The organism is Shewanella acanthi (genome assembly GCF_019457475.1).
Taxonomy (GTDB): domain Bacteria; phylum Pseudomonadota; class Gammaproteobacteria; order Enterobacterales; family Shewanellaceae; genus Shewanella; species Shewanella acanthi.
Genome location: NZ_CP080413.1, coordinates 2,231,095 through 2,251,167, shown reverse-complemented (window position 1 = coordinate 2,251,167; position 20,073 = coordinate 2,231,095). Strand labels below are relative to the sequence as shown.

Sequence of the window (20,073 nt, the reverse complement as noted above, 5' to 3'; positions counted from 1 at the left end):
AACACTTAATCCTACTTTCTACTATGCCTTTCCCAATAGGGGTAAAATGCGGCTGACCTTATCGAAACTTTCTTGATACTCGGCATCCACATTGGAGTCAGCCACAATGCCACCACCTGCCCAGCAATAGAGTTTGCCGCTGTTTGTAAGTGCATTTGCGGCCACACCTCGTTCTGCCACTTCTGCAACAATCGTACGGATAGTAATGCTGGTATCCATCTGACCGTCTTGGCTAAGATAGCCAATAGAACCACAATACAGACTACGCCGTGAGGGTTCCAGCTCTTCAATGATTTCCATGGCGCGAATTTTCGGTGCCCCGGTTATCGAGCCGCCGGGAAAGGCCGCTCTGAGTAGATCACAGGCATGATACTGACTATCCAGTTTTGCGGTCACTGTGCTGACTAAGTGGTGCACCGCGGGGAAACTCTCTACCTCGAATAAATGCGGCACGCGTACACTGCCAGGCGCTGCGACTTTACCAATATCATTACGCAGCAAATCCACAATCATCACGTTTTCGGCTCGATCCTTAGGGGAATTGGCAAGGGTAATTGCTGTTTCCTTATCAAGCAGTGGGTCGCTATGGCGCGGCAGTGTGCCTTTAATGGGTTTGGTTTGAATATCCTCACCCCGCAACTGAATAAAACGTTCGGGCGAAATCGATAAAATGGCGTGGTTATCAAGGCGCATAAAAGCCGAGAAGGGCGCTTGATTAGCACGGCGAAGCTGCTGGTAGGCCGTCCACTCATCGCCCTGATATGACGATTCAAAGCGTTGGGTTAAATTAATTTGATAGCAATCACCGCTCTGTAGGTAGCGCTGAACTTGGTCAAATTTTGCTACGTAGTCTGCTTTAGTGATCTGTGCCGCCCATGGGCTTTTAAGGTTGAAATCGCTGTGGCTGACTGCTTTGCTTATTTTGTCTTCAATAATGTTCAATTGCGCATTGAGAGCCGCTTCTCCCAAATAATGCACTAGAGACCATTTTTGTTGCTGGTAATCAAATATCAGCGCCCAATCGTAGAATCCGAGGTTTAACTCGGGAAGATGGATATCATCGGCGGCGATGGTGGGCATGACCTCAATGCGCCGGCCTAAATCGTAGCTAAAGCTGCCCATCGCGCCGCCACTAAAGGGGATGGTCAACTCTGTTGGATTACAGGGTAACTTTCTTGGGTACCAATGTGTTAGCAGGGTATTTATTAAGTCAAAGGGGTCATCTTTTGGTGAAATACCGCAAGGAAATGATAGGCCGCCGAACTTGACTTGAATGTCGCTTGTTCCACCTTTAGTGACTATGGTCGCAATGGGATACGCGCAAATTATATCGAATCTGGCATCCTGATGGGGCGCATTGGCCGAGTCTAATAGGATTGCCCATGACTCGTTTGCAAAGTGCGAAAATAGTTCTGTTGTGTCGAAAGTCCAGTCAAGTTGGCGTACTGCCAGCGGTAATGCCGCCCTATTTGCCATCAATTAACCCTATCTAAAATGTGATGTAGCCCAAAAAGGTGGGAAAGAGTATCATAACGGCCCAGAAAGCATTAAACAAAAAACAAGTAACGCCGTACAAGGCTGCTGGAGCGCACCTACTATGTCATCCCATCACGAAACGTCTGAAAATGTTGTGATTAAACAAGCCGACTTTATTGAAAGTGTGGCAGATGCCCTGCAATACATCTCCTATTATCATCCAAAGGATTTCGTTGACGCCATGAGCGAAGCTTACGAGCGTGAGCAAAGTGCGGCGGCGAAAGATGCAATTGCCCAAATTTTGATTAACTCGCGTATGTCTGCTGAAGGTAAACGCCCACTGTGCCAAGACACAGGTATCGTAACCACCTTCGTTAAGATTGGTATGGGTGTTAAGTGGGACAAAACCGATATGACCGTGCAAGAGATGGTCGATGAAGGTGTTCGCCGTGCTTACACCAATCCAGATAACCCACTGCGTGCATCGATTGTGGCCGACCCTGCCGGTAGCCGTAAAAACACCAAAGACAACACGCCATCGGTTGTGCACATCGACATGGTGCCGGGCAACCACATTGAAGTGGCTATCGCAGCGAAAGGCGGCGGCAGTGAAAACAAAGCTAAGATGGTGATGTTAAACCCATCTGACGATATCGCCGCTTGGGTAGAAAAGACCCTGCCAACCATGGGCGCGGGCTGGTGTCCTCCAGGAATGCTCGGTATTGGTATCGGTGGCACCGCTGAAAAAGCGGCAGTGCTGGCGAAAGAAGCCCTGATGGAAAGCGTGGATATCCACGAGTTAATGGCGCGCGGTGCAGAAACCAGCGAAGAAAAACTGCGTTTAGATATTTTCGAGCGTGCTAACAACCTAGGTATTGGTGCGCAGGGTCTAGGCGGTTTAACGACTGTATTAGATGTGAAAATCAAATCTGCACCGACCCACGCAGCATCAAAACCTGTGGTCATGATCCCCAACTGCGCAGCAACGCGACACGTTCACTTCCACTTAGATGGCACAGGTCCTGCGGATCTTGCGCCGCCGACACTCAGTGATTGGCCAGAAATCACCCGCGAAGTGGGCAGCGATGTTCGCCGCGTGAACTTAGACACTGTGACTCAAGCCGATATCGAGCAGTGGAAGAGCGGTGAAACCATTCTGTTAAGCGGTAAAATGCTGACCGGTCGTGACGCTGCCCATAAACGTATTCAAAGCCTGATTGAAAGCGGCGAAGGTTTACCTGAAGGCGTGGATTTCACTGGTAAGTTCATTTACTACGTGGGCCCCGTTGACCCAGTCGGTAACGAAGTTGTCGGTCCTGCAGGCCCAACAACGGCAACCCGTATGGACAAGTTCACTGACTTGATGCTGGATAAAACCGGTTTGATGGGCATGATTGGTAAAGCTGAGCGTGGTCCCGCGACTGTTGAGTCTATCAAGAAGCACAAAGCTGTGTACCTTATGGCCGTTGGCGGCGCTGCTTACTTAGTGTCTAAAGCGATCAAGAAATCACGCGTAGTGGCCTTTGCCGATTTAGGCATGGAAGCGATTTACGAGTTTGACGTTGAAGATATGCCAGTGACCGTGGCGGTTGACTCAAACGGCGTGAACGCCCACGAAACAGGTCCTGCGATTTGGAAAGTTAACATCGCGAACGCTAAGGCTTAATCTGCTTTAGTGACGGCAAAGCTACATCGGCTAACTTGGCTATGTTTTGAAGTTAGTTTCGGGATCCGGTTTAGCTTTTGTGATGCAGTCCTTGATGACAATTTGTCACAAAATAATTCGCTCAGGTGTGCCTTTTGGCTTGCCTGAGCGTTTTTGTTTCGTTAGTGTGGCAACCTTATCTTCAAGGATACAAAGTTATCGTTTTTACTGTGCCTAAGATGTTCAGTCTTATGGCATTTAACATATGATGGACATAACAATGAAAATAGCTCCTCTCCTTTTGGCGCTCAGCGCAGCAGGACTAGCCTGTTCAGCGCAAGCGGCTGCCCCAACGCCTTTTAACGTGCAGCAATTAGTAAAACTTAACAAATTGCACTCAACGACTGTGTCTCACGATGGCACTAAACTGGTTTACGGACTGAAAACCTTTAATGAAAAGGGAGAGGCGAGCTCGGATCTGTTCTTATTAGATTTGACCGCTGCCAATGCCAAACCCGTGCAGTTAACCTCAGCTGCAGGTACTGAGCACGATGTGGCCTTTGCGAAGGATGATAAATCCATTTACTTCCTTGCGAGCCGCAGCGGTTCAAGCCAGTTATATCAGCTGCCATTATATGGCGGTGAAGCGAAGCAAGTGTCTGATCTGCCGCTCGATATCGATGGCTACGAGCTATCCAACGATGGCACTCAAATTGTGTTAAGCATGCGCGTATTCCCTGAGTGTAAGGACTTAGCCTGTTCAAAGGACAAGTTCAAGGCAGAAAGCGATCGTAAATCCACTGGCCGTGAATACAAGCAGCTCATGGTTCGCCACTGGGATACATGGGAAGACCATGCCCGTAATCACCTGTTTGTAGGCGCATTAAACGGTGAGAAGCTGACCAAAGTAGTGGACATCACCCAAGGTTTAGACACTGAAACCCCACCTAAGCCATTCTCGGGTATGGAAGAAGTGACCTTCACGCCAGACGGAAAATACGTAGTTTACAGCGCAAAGGCGCCAAGCAAAGATCAAGCTTGGACCACGAACTACGACCTGTGGCAGGTGAGTGTTAACGGTGGCACTGCCACAAACTTAACTGCCGATAACATTGCTTGGGACGCTCAGCCGACTTTCTCTAGCGATGGTCGCTACATGGCCTACCTTGCCATGACCAAACCAGGCTTTGAAGCTGACCGTTACCGCATCATGCTGCGTGACACTAGCACTGGGCAAACCAAAGAAGTGGCACCGTTGTGGGACAGAAGCCCAAGTTCGCTGATGTTTGCGCCTGACAATCGTACTCTGTACGTGACGGCGCAGGATATTGGACAAGTATCTATTTTTAAAGTGAATACCCAGTTTGGTGATGTGCAGTCTGTTTATAGTGACGGCAGCAACAACCTAATAGCGATCGCAGACGATCAACTGATCTTTGACAGCAAGACCTTAGTTGAGCCGGGCGATCTGTACCGTATCAACACCGACGGTCAAGGCCTAAAACGTCTGACCGAAGTCAACAAGGACAAGCTGGCAGAAATCAAATTCGGTGAATTCCAACAATTTAGCTTCAAGGGTTGGAACAACGAGGATGTTTACGGTTACTGGATCAAACCTGCTAACTATCAAGAAGGCAAAAAGTACCCCATCGCTTATTTAGTGCACGGTGGGCCGCAAGGTTCATTTGGTAACTCATTTAGCGGTCGCTGGAACGCCCAGTTATGGGCGGGTGCAGGTTACGGTGTGGTGATGGTCGACTTCCACGGCTCTACGGGTTACGGCCAAGCCTTTACCGATTCTATCAGCCTAGATTGGGGCGGTAAGCCATTAGAAGATTTACAAAAAGGTCTAGCAGCTGTGAGCCAACAACAAAAATGGCTCGACCCACAAAATGCCTGTGCGTTAGGAGGGTCCTACGGCGGTTACATGATGAACTGGATCCAAGGCAACTGGAACGATGGCTTTAAGTGTCTCGTTAACCACGCGGGTCTGTTCGATATGCGTTCTATGTACTATGTAACTGAAGAAGTGTGGTTCCCAGAGCACGAATTCGGCGGCACCTACGCAGACAATAAAGCGCTGTATGAAAAGTTCAACCCAGTAAATTACGTTGAAAACTGGAAGACGCCAATGTTGGTTATCCATGGTGAAAAAGATTTCCGTGTACCTTACGGCCAAGGTTTAGCGACATTCAGCTTTATGCAACGTAAAGGTATCCCATCTGAGTTATTAGTCTTCCCAGATGAAAATCACTGGATCTTAAAACCAGAAAACCTAGAACAGTGGTACGCAAATGTGTTCCGTTGGATGGACAGCTGGACAAAGAATTAAGCTAAGTCCCTTTTTAGGTTAGCTAAACAGTGAAAAATAAAAGCCAGAACCCTGTTCTGGCTTTTTACTGAGTCATCTTGCTTAAGCCAAAATAGGCAGGAGCGAATGTATCAAGTCACATCTATTAGTTTAAGTTAACCTAAATATTATTAATCATTATAAGAAGTAGAGGCACGCGATGAGCAGTAAAGCAGCGGCAAAATTATCCTTTTATCCTATTGGAAATGCGGGCGAAAAATGGGGCGATGCTGAAAAAGCGGCATGGCTTGCAAGCACACAAATCAAACGCTCATATCAAGATGATGTGGTAGCACCCCTTAAGGCCATGGCAGATAAACTCGAAGCAATTGGCTTAAGCATTGAGCAATATGGCACGCTGCCAATTAATCCAGCGCGGTATCCCTTATTCGCGGTAAAAACGGCTAAGTTTGATGCCGCAAAACCTTCTGTATTAGTGACAGGCGGCGTTCACGGTTACGAGACCAGTGGTGTACATGGCGCGCTGGCATTTTTAGCCGATTCTGCCGCTGAGTATGTCGATAGAGTGAACCTCGTTGTTGCTGTGTGTGTAAGCCCTTGGGGTTATGAGACCATCAACCGCTGGAACCCAAACGCCATCGATCCAAACCGTTCCTTCTATGAAGGCAGCCCAGCCGAAGAGTCTGCATCTTTAATGGCGCTGGTGGCCTCCATAGGTCATCCATTTGATGTGCATGTGGATTTACACGAAACTACAGATTCAGACGAAGCAGAGTTTCGCCCAGCCTTAGCCGCCCGCGATGGCAAAGACTATGCACCTGGCACTATCCCAGACGGTTTCTATGTGGTGGGTGACACTGAAAACCCGCAGGATGCGTTCCAAAAGGCGATTATCGATGCCGTTAGTAAAGTTACTCATGTTGCGCCAGCGGATGAAAAAGGCGAAATTATAGGCTCACCTGTGGTGCAACATGGGGTAATCAATTACCCGCTTAAATCGTTGTTTTTGTGCAGCAGCGTTACAGGTTGTATCTACAACACGACTACAGAAGTGTATCCAGACAGCGCCAACGCAACAGCGCAGGAATGTAACCTCGCGCAGGTAGCGGCGATCACCAGTGCGATTGACTATGTGCTCGGGCGAGTAAAATAAGTTAGCTGTAACATTAGATCTAAGATAACTAAATAAGATAACTAAAGCCCTCGAAAGAGGGCTTTTCTTTTTCCCACAAGCCAGCTGGCGATTTTAGAATGCAACTATTATTCAAACTTGTGATTAACCCTTAAAAATCTCATTTTTCAGTCATCTGTGCTTAAGCTACTATAATTGGCTTGGAATTTAGTCCGTTTAGTCACTGGTTTTAGACATAAAAGGTGCCCCTTGGAGCTGACACTTTACGTTAAATTTTTCTTAGGTCTGGTCGCGATTATCAACCCCGTGGGCTTGCTCCCCGTATTTGTGAGTTTGACCAGCCATCAAACTGAAGCCGAGCGAAACCATACGGGTAAAGTCGCTAACTTCGCCGTGGTGGTGATTTTGCTGGTGACCATAGTCGCGGGGCAGCATATTTTGAATATGTTCAGCATCTCGCTATCGGCCTTTAGGATTGCCGGGGGGAGCCTGATTGCCATTATCGCAATGTCGATGCTGCAGGGGAAACTTAGCGAAGTAAAACGTAACCAGGAAGAGGACAGGGAATCCTCAGCCATGGAGTCGGTTGCCGTGGTCCCTTTAGCTTTACCTTTGATGGCGGGCCCCGGCGCGATCAGTTCGGTAATCGTGTTTGCCGCTGAGCACGATTCGATGGCAAACCTTATCGGCATGTTTATTACCGTGATTCTGTTTGGCCTGATAAGTTTTGGTCTGTTTAGAATGGCGTCCATCATTTACAAAATCCTTGGTAAGACAGGGATCAACGTGATTACCCGTCTAATGGGCTTATTAATGTTGTCTATTGGGATTGAGGTAATTGCTGCTGGGCTTAAGGGCTTATTTCCACAGGTGTTAGGTTAGCAATGCTTAGTTAAAAAAATCCCCAGTTAAAACCACACACTCAATTGTTTGTGGTTAATCCCTTTTTTAAGCCGTAGACCATGGAGAAGGGGACCTGTATTCGTTGGCTATAAAACTACATTCCTTAGCCTCAATTGCTAGCGCAGTTCGTTAGGTATTAAATGGCCTTTTGGTGATGAAAACTTTAATATTTCAGTAAGTTTGTTTAGCAATTGCGCAACCGCCTGAAATCGAGTCTTTTTTGCTTGACCGTTCAACCCCTTTTGCGTACAGTACCGCTCCGTTAACGATGAAACTGTAGCGAATATTCCTGACAGCCGTTAATCAACGTGAAAGATTAAACACGTAAAAATAAATCACAACAATCTGGTGAGATGTCCGAGTGGCCGAAGGAGCACGCCTGGAAAGTGTGTATACGGAAACGTATCGAGGGTTCGACTCCCTCTCTCACCGCCAAACAAAAGCAACAAAAACAGCAACTTAAGTGAGTTGCTGTTTTTGTTTGTGCAGTTTCGGGAACTGTCTCGGGAACTTTTCATCGCTCAGTATCGTACTTTTTTAAGTACAAAAACTCAAAATTGAATTCTGACAGGGCTTTGTTTCCCAAATCGAATGTCGGCACAAATTCCCTCTTAATTGGTTAAATATCAAACTACATAGTGAGTTTCAGGCATACCTAGCCCTGTGAGTTTATTCAGCGCTTTGATCATGGCGTAAGTTTCGCCCACCTGAGCGTTGTAATTTCGCATACTCAAACGGCCACCCAGCAGCTGCTTTATTCGATACATGGCCGTTTCTGAGATGGAGCGGCGGTGATAGCCATAGCGCTGCTTCCATTTCTTATTGGAACCATAAAGCTTCTGAAAACTCACTGCGAGATTACGCGGATGCCCTTGCTCCCAGTATGCCGCGCCTTCACGGGGCGGGATTAAGGTAAATGCCTGTTTACGCCGGATAGCTTCGTGGCACTCACGCGTGTCATAGGCACCATCACCTGAAATGGTGTGGATTTTACGTTGAGTTTGTTTGAGTAAATTGGGTAACACTTCAGCATCAGTGACATTCGATAAACTGAGCTCCGCCGCGATAATCTCGTGTGAGTGAGTATCAACGGCGATATGCAGTTTACGCCAAACTCGGCGTTTACCGTCTGTACCATGCTTCTTCACTTTCCATTCCCCTTCGCCATAGACTTTAAGTCCCGTAGCATCAATCGCTAAGTGGGTAATGGCACCACGCGTTTTGGTTTTAAAGGCAATGTTGACAGTCTTCGCACGTTTGCTGATACAAGTGTAATGCGGGCAGACCAGTGGCACCTGAGCCAGCTGAAATACTGAATTAATAAAGCCTTGTAACGCTCGCAGAGGCATGGCGAAAATGCGCTTAACCATAAGCGCGGTGGTGATGGACAAATCACTAAACAACCGTGGACGACCTTTCTTACCTTGCTCAGCTTTAGCTTGCCAACTGGCGATAGCTTCTTCATCAATCCAAAAGGTAAGTGAACCTCGGTTGATTAAAGCTTTGTTGTATTGTTTCCAGTTGGTCGTTTGGTAGAAGGGTTTAGGCACAGTTATAAGGTAAGTCAGTAAATGATGCCGATCTGATCATCGGCTTCGAAATGAGTTCAACCGATTTTGGAAACAAAGCCTTCTGACAGCTACGCATCACTCACCTTAAAACGCGAATTTCCTAAAACTCATTCCCAACACTTGTTCACACTCAAAATGCAAGTGAGCTGATGTCTTGTTAATGATTTTTATTTGTTACTGAATGGAATCTGCATTTGCTTGTGACAAAGGATTGAAGCAAAGAAATGAAAGTGATTGATGGCCTTAAAATGTAAAAACCAGCACTGAAATGAAAATAACGAAGTGCTGGTTCTTTATACGCTTAGCTTGTTCTGATGTTAACAACAGCTGCGTGATGTGTTTTGTTTAAATTTAAGCAGCAATAGCATGTAATGATGAAATGTTTGGGAAAAAAGATGCTAATGCTTGCGATGCTTGATCGCGAACAGCTTTATTGAGCTTACTAATGAAAATATAATAAAATTTTTCAGTTGTTTTAACGCTAGAATGCCCTAGTTGAATAGAAATATAATCGATTTTTGCCCCCGCGCTGATCAAATTTGAAGCGAAAGTGTGTCGACAATGTCCCGGTGTTTTCTGCTTGATCTGACAATCTTGTAAGAATTGGTTAGTTTTTCGTCTGAAAATTTGCTCAAAATGGTTTGTATTGTTAGTTCCCATGCATTGCAAAACGAATCGTACTCTTTCTTTTTGAAAAGTTTTATTATCACTATTGAGTTTTTGAATCGTTTGTAATTTTGATTGATGGAAAAAATGGTTCTTCATTTCAATTAATAAATCAAATGCAGGATCTAAAATATCAACTTGTCGATAATTACAACTTCCAACTTTTAAAGATTTAATTTGACGATTAACAATCGCTCTTTTCACATGAATAATTCGATTATTAAAATCAATGTCTTCCCAAGCAAGCCCCATTAGCTCTGAAAATCTTAAACCAATACAACAATTTAGTAGAATTAACAATGCAATAGGCGGATTTAACGGTATGTTATTTCCAATGGAAAATAGATCTTCTTTTGTGAACAAATCACTTTCAGTTAGTGGAGACTTTTTATTCGACTTAGATTTTATGAGATGGTGATTAAATGGAACTTTATTAATCACATTATCTTCAACAGCAATGTCAAATAATCGTTTTAGTAATCTTATCGTTTCGTTAGTTGTTTTCCCTGAAAATTTTAATCTCAACGCTAATTTGAAGTCTTTAACATCATCAGCTCGAATTTCATTGATGTTTACGTTACCGAATTTTTCAGCAATACGCTCCAGATGAGCGTTATAGCCACCTTTTGTTGATAGAGCTAACCCGTCAAAGTAATATTTACGAAACTTCTCAATAAACGTGTTCAAATTAGGATTAGCATTAAACCCCTTTTTGTTAAAAAGCGCCGCAGATTTTCTGATTTCGACCTCCGGTAATGTTTTCCATTTTTTTACAATATCATTTAATGCAAGAATATTGCGCAGAGTTAGAGAAATATTCAGTTTTTCTTTAACTAACTTGCGATCTTTTTTAAAGATTACACGTAATGATTTCCCGTGAACTTCAATGTGCTTTACACGCAATTCTCTAGCTAATACTTTAGCTTTTTCAGGAGTTAAAATTTCATCAAGCTCAGGCAATGGATTCAATTAGATTGACTCCCAGCGATCAATGCATCGATTGCTTCATAGTTGTACATAATCGCACCGTCAAATTTTTTGTAGTGCACATCGCGAGTGAATACTTCGCGACGTCTCTTACTTTTGAGTGCGTCTTCCGTAAAGCCTTTAAGCTTCACTAACACGCTTGCAGTTACCCATCCGATGTTATGTTTATGTGTCATTAACTCATATTCCTCATTTTTGAATAAGGAATGTATTGTTATAGATGTACTAAAAATTCTTAAATTTTGTGAGTTTTTGCGTAAGTCAATATTTTGCTGATAAGGTATTGTTTTATATATGTTTTTGTAAATAAAGTTTAAATTTTTACATAATCAGCAGTGTAAAGAAATGTAAAGATATAAAGATTTTAAAAATCTTAATGACAGAAATGGGCTGTAGAAAAATAGTAGATAGCTAAGGAATTTAAGCTGAGTTTCACAGTGAAGATTCCTTTTAATATCATTTATTTAGAATAAAATCAAGACAGTCTAATTGTCTTGAGAACCGTATATGTTAATGTCAGTGGAAGAAGCAAAATCGTTTTGTAAGCAAAGAAAGCTTAAATATCTCGAAATTCGTTCGAACACTAGTGTCCGAATGATTATGAAACACAAGTCAAAACTTTATCGTATGGCATTAGATGGAATTGAATGCACAGAGCAAGGGTTGTTACAGGCTGCTGACATTGTGAATGAGCTTAAAATGTTAGCTAAGTATAATCCTGAGCAATTTCTGAAACGTATTGGCGGTCAACATTTTATTCATACAAACCATAAGCTTGATTCACCCGAATCAATGATTGAGTCAAAATTAGAGGTAGCAAAAAATCAGCCTTTGTACGTTGGACATTACATTGACTCTTTTTTGAATGCGAAACGAAATAAGTTGGCACCATGTACTTTGAAAAACTATCAAAACAAGATCTCGACCCATATCGGTCCACGTTTTGCTAATGTCGCTATTGATACCATTAAACCCTCCGATATCGAAGCTTGGATGAATACCAAACTGTCTTATTTAAGCAATAAAACGATTAAAGAAATTTTAAGTATTTTAAATCAGATATTTACCTTTGCCATTCTCGATGAAACTCTTGCGATAAATCCATTGGATAAACTCAAGGCCTCTAAGGTGACGAACCTAAAGGTATTGTTGCAGGAGCCAGATCCCTTTTCAGCAGAAGAGATTGCCAAATTTGCTTCCATGCCTACGGATAGACAATCGGAGGTCAATATGATTGTTTGCAATTGCTTTATGGGACTTCGAGTAAGCGAGCTTATGGCGCTTGCCTGGGAAGATATTGATTTTGATAACAATGCTATTTATATATCGCGTGCGGTGGTTGAAGGTATCTATAAGAAACCCAAAAATCATTCGAGTAATCGACAGATTGAGTTATTGCCTCAGGCTAAAGCGATCCTCTTAAAGCAGCGTGATATTGCTAAATCACGATCCGAGACGGTCAAGGTGCTGCGTGAAGACAATAAGTCGATAGAGAGTCAGACAATCCATTTTGTGTTTATTAATACTCAAACCAATAAGGCGTACACATCAGATGTGCACCTTAGGCAGCGATTTTACTTAACCCATTTAAAGAATGCACAAATACGATTTCGAGGACCAGGCCAAACCCGACATACTTTTGCATCCCACTTAATCTCCGCGGGTTTACCGCTCACTTGGGTTGCGAGGCAAATGGGACATACTAGTATCAAGATGATTGAAAAACACTATGGAAAATGGCTGCCCACGCAGAAGAATAGTATTTTGGATATGGCCGAAAAAGCCTTTACATTCTAAATGTGTACCATCATCCAATTTAATTGGATAGCTCTATGGCTTTGTTGAATTGAAATCCGTTATATTGCGAGGAATATCTTTTATTTAGGAAAAATAATGTCTGAATTTTTAGAGATTTTAACCCATGCTCGTCGTCTTAAAGCTTCTGTTAAAGACTTATCAGTTGCAGAACTCAAAGATGTATACGAGAAGCTCGGTAAAATAGTTGCAGAAAGAGAAGAAGAAGCGAGGGCAGAAGCTGAAGCGAATGCTGAGCGCATCGCTAAAATTGCAGAGCTTCATAAAATGATGGAATCGGCGGGTTTGTCCATTGATGATTTAGGTGGCGTGGCAGCTAAAGTAAAAAGCACTCGTGCACCTCGTCCAGCAAAATACTCAATCGTTGTTGAGGGCGAAACCGTAACTTGGACAGGGCAGGGTAGAATGCCAACAGTTTTCAAGCAACAAGTTGAGAGCGGTCGTTCAATTGAAGATTTCTTGATTTGAATTTCCTCTGAAACAAGAACAGGCTTCGTCAGTCTGTTCTTTTGCCTAAAGTTTGTTAGCACTAGTTTGTTCATTCGGGACTTTACGAACGAGTTAACCTAAAAATCTCATCTATTAGCCTTTAATCTAGTGTTTCGCCATTGTAATGCTACAAAGTGACTACTGTAATAGTGGCGATTCACTGTTTAAAATTTATGTAATTCTCGAATTAATTTGCTTTCAACATGGCAATTCAGAAACCACTACATAATGTCTATCCAGAGTGGTAAGGGTAATTTGAGGCGGGATGATATGGACTTGTCGTTGACTAAAAACTCCAAACCTGAAATTTTATGACCCATTATTCTATGCCACGGCATAAGTCTGTGGACGGTTAAAAATGGTTAAATGCAGTAGTACGTTTAACCAGAAGTAATGGGAGAAGTGGTGAATGTTACGTATGGGAGTTGATTTAGGTGGCACTAAAATTGAATTGGTTGCACTGAACGAAGAAGGTATCGAACTGTTTCGTAAGCGAGTTCCAACCCCTCGTGAGTATGAAGGTACTCTACAGGCAGTTGTTGGATTAGTGAAAGAAGCTGAAGTCACATTAGGTGAAAAGGGGACAGTTGGAGTCGGTATACCTGGAGTAATTTCGCCCTTCACTGGTTTGGTTAAAAACGCAAATTCAACTTGGATAAACGGCCATCCCCTTGATGTGGACCTAGGAGAACGACTTAATCGCGAAGTGCGCGTTGCCAATGATGCTAACTGCTTTGCGGTGTCTGAGGCTGTGGATGGCGCAGCTGCTGGTAAAAGGGTTGTATTCGGGGCCATCATTGGTACCGGATGTGGTGCTGGTGTTGCAGTAAATGGAAACGTACATTCGGGTGGTAATGGAATTGGTGGGGAATGGGGTCATAATCCTTTGCCTTGGATGACGAAGGATGAATTTAATAGCACCCGCTGTTTCTGCGGTAATCCGGATTGTATCGAAACCTTTATTTCCGGCACTGGCTTTGTGCGGGACTACAATTCAGCTTTAGCGGAATTAACTGTTGACCGTGAGCCTGTCAAAGCTGGCCACGAGATCATGGCTTTAGTCGAGGCAGGCGATTCGATTGCTATCAAGGCATTCGATATCTATATGGACAGACTAGCTCGTTCACTTGCCCACGTTGTCAATATGCTTGACCCCGATGCAATTGTGCTCGGTGGTGGTATGTCTAACGTCGAAGCGATTTATCCAAGACTGCCAGCATTGTTAAACAAATATGTTGTTGGAAGGGAGTGCAACACACTTGTTGTTCAGAATAAATTTGGTTGTTCATCAGGCGTACGCGGAGCGGCATGGCTCTGGGGACGGTAGTTATAATCAAAAAGCATACCCAATTTGGGGTGGGTGCGGTGCCTATTAAAGTGATGATGGTTTCCTGTATTTATATGGGATAACCATCTTTTATCCAATGCGGGATATTATCAATAAATTAATCATTTACATCATAAATTGGAGATCAAACTAACGGTAAAAGCGATAGAAATTCTACAGCTTTTGCAGGTTGAGGCAAAATGATAAGGTTTGAATCTGAGTTTGTTAATTTACTTATGATATAATTTAAAAACTACTTTTAAGGCTTAATTTTCAGGTTTTATTCTTTATGTCTGGTCATTATGTTAGTCATATGGTTGAGTTGGGATTCCAACTTGCAGAACGACTGGGCGCCTCTAAAACTGAAATCTATCAAGCAACGAAAATTAACAGTTCTTGGATTAACAATAACTTAAATAGCTTCTATCCAAATGATGATAGTGTACTACGTTTGTACCATCTTCTAAGTGAACAGGGTTATTACCATAATCGAGAACTCATCTACCTCAATAAAATTATGCAATCAACGCCAACTAACTCGCTGATTGTGAATCCATTCAATGCTTTGATGAATACTAAAAATTTGCAGGAGTTTTTATTATTTCTTTGCAGGTTCCAGAACGTATGGCGTTGCTGGAGAGTAGATTTGGAAATTGTGGGTAAATATGCCTATTTGACCCATGAATTTACAACAAAAGAACGAGATTTCAATACTTCTCAAGGAGCTTTATTTGGGTTGTCAAAATTAATAAAAGATAACTTCCCTAATATTGAGTTTACACCAGAGTTTTTATTTTATAGCCGAAGCATTCAAGATGAAAAAAACTTCAATATCCATTGTGGTGATTTTTGGCGATTTAACCAAGTAAAATCAGCACTCAAGTTTGATGTTAATTTACTCAACGCACCAAACCCCAATCATAATCCCAGAATTTACACTTTCACCAACAAATTAGGTGATGTTGCATTGCTTGAACTGGAACAGCAGTCCTCCATTTGCGGTGAAGTTAAATTAATTCTTGAACGAAAGATTAAACAGGCTGATACCGATCTAGATATCAATACGATTGCCTACCATCTCAATACCAGTCGAGCAAGTTTGCAAAGGATGCTATCAAAAGAAAACTCTTCATTTTCAATGATATTGGAGCAAGTTCGTAAAACTGAAGCCACTAATCTTCTGAAAAATTCGAATGCGAAAGTGAGTAATATCAGTGATGTCCTCGGTTACACAAACGTAACTGCATTTAACAAAGCTTTTAAACGATGGTATGGCGAAACCCCAAATGACTACCGTTTTATGAACAAAGTATGAACCAAAATTCATCTGAGGTGAAATGATAGCCTGTATATGTTCGTAGGATAGCCAGTGTAATAGCAATGTTATTTAGAATCCTTGATGTTTATTAATAATAATAATTGGGGATAATATGAACGCACGCATGATTGCTATCTTGGGGCTCGTTACAACATTTCAATCTCAAGCGATTGATATTCTAATAACTAACGATGACGGTTTTGAAACGCCTAATATTCAATCTTTATATAAAAAATTAAAAGAAGACGGGCATAGAGTTATTATTTCTGCTCCTTATGGAGCACAAAGTAGTCAGGCGGGAGCTTTACACGCAGGTCCTATTCCTACTCCAACTGAAGATAGTCCTAAAGGCACACTCAAAGCAGGAGTTTCGGGTCTTGGATGTCTAGAATCAGATCCAAATATTTGCTATGTAAACAGCAAGCCTGTTGTATCAATGGTTTATGGCTTAGATGTTGTAGCATGGAAATTATGGGGAAAATCTCCTGATTTAGTGATTTCTGGACCGAATGAAGGGTTCAATTTTGGTGTTACGATTTTAGCGTCAGGTACCTTGGGTGCTGCTTCAAATGCGTTGCACCGAAATATTCCAACTCTTGCTATAAGTGCTGCAGAGTCGACGAAAGATAATGAGGTTACGGCACCTGAAGTAGCAAGTATCGCTGCAAAAGTTGTATCTCAGCTTGTTGCTAACCCTTTTAGCGAAAGTAAACTGTTACCAGATTACACTGGGGTAAATTTAAACATTCCACAGTTTGACGCTGGTCAAGGTAGCCAAGTCGGATTTAGATATACCCAAATGGGTCATTATGGTGGTTATCCTGTATTTTTCGAGGACATGAGCACTATTGAAAGCCCAATCATCCCTGTCAAATTTCCCGCTATCCCAGGTGCATTTATCGCTATTCCTAGCCCTAAACAAGGCTTCCCAGCCCCCCTCGCTGGTCCAGCAAGCTTTAATGTGCCTTTTGATGAAAACCCTGAGTCAGAAGGGGTATACACATTTAGTCAATTCCTCCTTTCAATGCAAGGCATGCTGCAGGGGCCTGCTGATGCAACAATTACAATTATTGATGCTGATTATACAGCCAAGGAACGTAAACAAACTTTAGTACGTTATCAATTATCAAACTTAGTAAATCAATAAGGGACTAAATAATGAAAAAACTATTAGTCCTATTTTTATTGGGCAGTCTAACTGCATGCGATAAGGATTACTCCTCTGAACCCAAGAAAGATAATGACTTGACGGTTGACTATTTGTCGAGTGGTTTTCATCACGGAGTTGCAAACGTTTCCGGTTCTGAGAAAACTTTTAATGCATTTTTTTCTGCAAGTGGCAGCTACATTCTTGCATATGATGAAACTGGTTTATCCAATATATATTGGAAATCTGGCGAAGAATGGCAAGGGTATCGTAGTGAAAACTTTTCAATAATGTTTAATGAGATAGACCGTCAAGTACATGCTCTTAATCAAGAACATTTGAAGTCTTTAATAACACACTCTGAAGGTTATTCTGGGTTTCTAGAATTAGATGAAGGGGAATTTAAGGCTAGTTGGAGTGGTTGTGATGCATTTGGTTCAATGGTTAAACACTTTGGCCATGTGAAAATATGGGACCTTCAGATTTCTAATTGTGAAAATGAAGGAAGTTTTACGGCATTGACTATTGCTACTAATAAAGAAGGTATTAACGGGGTTGATTTAATTGCATATAACCAAGAAAGAAATTTAGAAGTCAGTTTCGTTCAGATGGGGAGTAATTAAATGTCAACGAATCAACCATTCATTGGTATCGCAAAAAATGAAGAATTTCATTCTGGGAAAAACTCAAGCATGGCACTAAGTGCTATGACATTGTTATTTTTCCTGTGGGGATTCATTACTTGCTTAAATGACATTTTAATCCCTCACTTAAAATCAATTTTTGAATTAACATACACGCAAGCTATGTTGATTCAGTTTTGCTTTTTTGGGTCGTATTTTTTAACTTCCATACCTGCTGGAAAGTTCGTTGAGAAATATTCCTATCAAAAAGGGATTGTTATTGGATTGGTGATAGCGTCAGTCGGTTGCCTTAGTTTGATTGCTGCCGCAGAGATGCATATTTATGTGTTATTTCTTGCAGCATTATTCGTGCTTGCAAGTGGCATTACAATGCTCCAAGTGGCGGCAAATCCATATGTGACACTAATTGGACCTGCTCAAACTTCAGCAAGTAGATTGAACTTAACTCAAGCATTTAATTCATTAGGTACAACTTTAGCGCCGATTATTGGTGGTGGATTAATTCTGAGTGCTATTAGTTCTGGCACTGAAATGTCCCCTGAGTCTCAAGCTCAGTCACTGCAAACGCCATACTTAATCCTTTCAGCGTCTTTAGTATTGCTAGCATTTATATTTTCATGGCTTAAATTACCTAAAATTCAAAAATCTCAATCGGTAGAGTCTTCTCACTTTTTTGAAGCTCTAAAGGTGAGAAATCTAAAATTTGGAGTTTTAGGCATTTTCCTCTATGTAGGTGCAGAGGTAGCAATAGGTAGTTTCTTAATTAACTTCTTAGGTCAAGAACATATCGCAGGATTAAAGGAGAGTGAGGCTGCAAATTACATCGCCATATATTGGGGCGGTGCAATGGTTGGTCGATTTATCGGTGCTGCTTTAATGCAAAAAATCAGTGCAGGTTCGTTATTAGCTTTTAATTCATTGGCATCAGTAATAATGCTATCTATTGCAATATCTTCATCAGGCGATGTTGCAATGTGGGCTGTTCTATCTGTTGGTTTGTGTAATTCAATTATGTTCCCGACCATATTTAGCTTGGCATTAGCCAATCTAGGGTCCTTAACATCACAAGGGTCTGGCTTACTTTGTTTAGCTATCGTTGGTGGTGCAATCGTTCCTGTTCTCCAAGGGGTTATAGCAGACGCATTTGGAGTTCAAATATCATTTTTATTACCTCTAATCTGTTATCTCTATATTGCATTTTATGGAATTAACGGAAGCAAGGTTATAAAAATTGAGAGTAGTAAATAAGAAGTAAAAAATTATAAATCTAATTAATAAATTATGTTGATGGGGAAATATATGAAAAATATTATTCGTAATGCTGTTGTTTTAGCTCTTTCTGGATACTCTGCTACTAGTTTTGCAAATACCAATATCAGTTCTGGTTTTGAATTCACTGGTTATGGTCGTGCTGGTATTTCGACAACGTCTAAAGGTGGTGAACAATACTGTTTTGGTAGTGGTGCCAAAGGCCATTATACAGGACGATTAGGTGATGAGTGTGATACTTATGCTGAATTAGGCTTAAACAAAATGGTCGTTGATCAAAATGGTGTTCAAGTAAAAGTTAACACCATGCTTTCTTACCAGACAGATGCTGGTGCTCAGTTTAATGATTATCAGTCCGTATCGGAACCAGGTTTAAATACCAGTAAAGGTGATGTTGCGTTTAGACAATTCAATGTAACGGCGAAAGGTATGCTTGAGTCTGCGCCTGAAGCGACTCTGTGGGCTGGTAAACGATTTTATGATCGAAAAGAAGTTAACTTGCTTGATTTATTTTATTTAAATAATTCTGGATATGGCGCAGGTGTCGAAGGTTTCAAGTTAGGTACAGGTGAGCTGTCATTGGCTTGGCTTACATCCGATGAAGAAGGCTATTCAGGTAAGATGAATACTGGTTCACAACGGGTTGTTCAAATTAACAAAGCTGATGTTAGATATGCACTTCCTCTAGGGGAAGACACTCGTCTCGAATTGACAGCAATTTTTGGATATGCAGATGCAACTGAAATTCAAGAGGCTGCTGGTGAAAAAACCGATAACGGATTATTCCTTACGGGGGAGTTAATCCAGCACTTCGGCGAATTAGAGAATCATTTTGTAATGCAATATAGCTCTGACCTACTTGGTGAGGCCGCATGGCGAAATGCAAGTGGTTCACGTTCTAATAACACCCCAGCATGGCAAGGCTCTTTGGAGAGCACTTTGCGTTTCATTGATTGGGGCCGTTATAAAGTCAATAGTAAAGTGGAATTTGGATATTCAGTGATCTATCAGCAAGGTCAAACGTACGACGACCTGAATGTGTCAGAAACCGATCCTACACGTACAAGTGTGGTATTGAGCGGTGCGTATACTTGGAATGACTACATGACAACTCGATTAGAAGTTGGTTATGACAATGTGCATGAATCAGATATGGTTGAATCTGAAGATCTTCAGAAGGTTATGGTATCGCAAGAATGGTCGCCATTAGGTGGTCTATATTCTCGTCCTACAATCCGCTTTTATGCTGGCTCTTTCTTCGGTGCCCAAGCTGAAAAAATTCGTATCGGTACCTCTGATGGCGAAGATGGCAACATCCGTTTTGGCGTTCAAGTTGAAGCTTCTTGGTAATTTTCGCTGAAACAAAGGTGAAC

The 20,073-nt window shown here is 42.2% G+C and carries 16 protein-coding genes and 1 tRNA gene; 13 read left to right on the top strand and 4 right to left on the bottom strand.

Going from position 1 to position 20,073, the window contains the following annotated elements; translation table 11 throughout:
• Positions 1-21 precede the first annotated feature (21 nt).
• Positions 22-1,476, bottom strand: a complete 1,455-nt coding sequence (gene pabB / locus K0H61_RS09790; RefSeq protein ID WP_220048971.1) for an aminodeoxychorismate synthase component I — start codon at positions 1,474-1,476, stop codon at positions 22-24.
• Positions 1,477-1,597: 121 nt separating this feature from the next.
• On the opposite strand from pabB, the gene K0H61_RS09785 reads away from it, so the two are divergent.
• From K0H61_RS09785 to K0H61_RS09765, 5 genes are all read left to right on the top strand, one after another.
• Positions 1,598-3,142, top strand: coding sequence for a fumarate hydratase (locus K0H61_RS09785; RefSeq protein WP_220048969.1), 1,545 nt, complete (start codon positions 1,598-1,600; stop codon positions 3,140-3,142).
• A gap of 259 nt (positions 3,143-3,401) precedes the next feature.
• Entirely contained in the window at positions 3,402-5,453 is a 2,052-nt protein-coding gene (locus tag K0H61_RS09780) for a dipeptidyl-peptidase 5 (protein WP_220048967.1), read from the top strand.
• A gap of 178 nt (positions 5,454-5,631) precedes the next feature.
• Positions 5,632-6,585, top strand: coding sequence for a M14 family metallopeptidase (locus K0H61_RS09775; RefSeq protein WP_220048966.1), 954 nt, complete (start codon positions 5,632-5,634; stop codon positions 6,583-6,585).
• 228 nt (positions 6,586-6,813) lie between these two features.
• Positions 6,814-7,446 carry a YchE family NAAT transporter gene (locus K0H61_RS09770; RefSeq protein ID WP_220048964.1) on the top strand — a complete coding sequence of 211 codons (633 nt, stop codon included), beginning with the start codon at positions 6,814-6,816 and terminating at the stop codon, positions 7,444-7,446.
• Positions 7,447-7,814: 368 nt separating this feature from the next.
• A tRNA-Ser gene (locus K0H61_RS09765) sits at positions 7,815-7,902 on the top strand.
• A gap of 191 nt (positions 7,903-8,093) precedes the next feature.
• Here the strand turns inward: K0H61_RS09765 and K0H61_RS09760 are convergent.
• The 3 genes from K0H61_RS09760 to xisR all read right to left on the bottom strand — a co-directional run bounded on the left by K0H61_RS09760 (position 8,094) and on the right by xisR (position 10,867).
• Complete coding sequence (locus tag K0H61_RS09760; RefSeq protein WP_220048962.1) at positions 8,094-9,017, bottom strand: IS5 family transposase; 924 nt, start codon at positions 9,015-9,017, stop codon at positions 8,094-8,096.
• A 372-nt stretch (positions 9,018-9,389) separates the two neighbouring features.
• Complete coding sequence (locus tag K0H61_RS09755; RefSeq protein ID WP_220048961.1) at positions 9,390-10,673, bottom strand: tyrosine-type recombinase/integrase; 1,284 nt, start codon at positions 10,671-10,673, stop codon at positions 9,390-9,392.
• Positions 10,670-10,867, bottom strand: a complete 198-nt coding sequence (gene xisR, locus K0H61_RS09750) for an excisionase family protein (RefSeq protein ID WP_220048959.1) — start codon at positions 10,865-10,867, stop codon at positions 10,670-10,672. The genes K0H61_RS09755 and xisR overlap by 4 nt, the downstream gene beginning before the upstream one ends.
• Before the next feature lie 331 nt (positions 10,868-11,198).
• Between xisR and K0H61_RS09745 the strand changes: the two genes are divergently transcribed.
• From K0H61_RS09745 to K0H61_RS09710, 8 genes are all read left to right on the top strand, one after another.
• Positions 11,199-12,488: a tyrosine-type recombinase/integrase gene (locus K0H61_RS09745; protein ID WP_258405935.1), complete on the top strand. Its 1,290-nt coding sequence runs from the start codon at positions 11,199-11,201 to the stop codon at positions 12,486-12,488.
• Between the two features lie 96 nt (positions 12,489-12,584).
• Positions 12,585-12,974, top strand: a complete 390-nt coding sequence (locus K0H61_RS09740) for an H-NS histone family protein (RefSeq protein WP_220048958.1) — start codon at positions 12,585-12,587, stop codon at positions 12,972-12,974.
• Positions 12,975-13,404: 430 nt separating this feature from the next.
• A complete protein-coding gene (mak, locus tag K0H61_RS09735) occupies positions 13,405-14,322 on the top strand; it encodes a fructokinase (RefSeq protein ID WP_220048957.1) in 918 nt (305 codons plus the stop codon).
• Between the two features lie 289 nt (positions 14,323-14,611).
• Positions 14,612-15,637, top strand: a complete 1,026-nt coding sequence (locus K0H61_RS09730; RefSeq protein ID WP_220048955.1) for a helix-turn-helix domain-containing protein — start codon at positions 14,612-14,614, stop codon at positions 15,635-15,637.
• Positions 15,638-15,752: 115 nt separating this feature from the next.
• On the top strand, positions 15,753-16,787 hold the full coding sequence (locus K0H61_RS09725; protein WP_220048954.1) for a 5'/3'-nucleotidase SurE: 1,035 nt from the start codon (positions 15,753-15,755) through the stop codon (positions 16,785-16,787).
• A gap of 11 nt (positions 16,788-16,798) precedes the next feature.
• A complete protein-coding gene (locus tag K0H61_RS09720) occupies positions 16,799-17,410 on the top strand; it encodes a hypothetical protein (protein WP_220048952.1) in 612 nt (203 codons plus the stop codon).
• Positions 17,411-18,679: a sugar MFS transporter gene (locus tag K0H61_RS09715; protein ID WP_220048950.1), complete on the top strand. Its 1,269-nt coding sequence runs from the start codon at positions 17,411-17,413 to the stop codon at positions 18,677-18,679.
• Between the two features lie 51 nt (positions 18,680-18,730).
• Positions 18,731-20,050 (top strand): carbohydrate porin, encoded by a 1,320-nt coding sequence (locus K0H61_RS09710; protein ID WP_220048949.1) that lies wholly within the window; start codon positions 18,731-18,733, stop codon positions 20,048-20,050.
• The last annotated feature ends 23 nt before the right edge of the window (positions 20,051-20,073 follow it).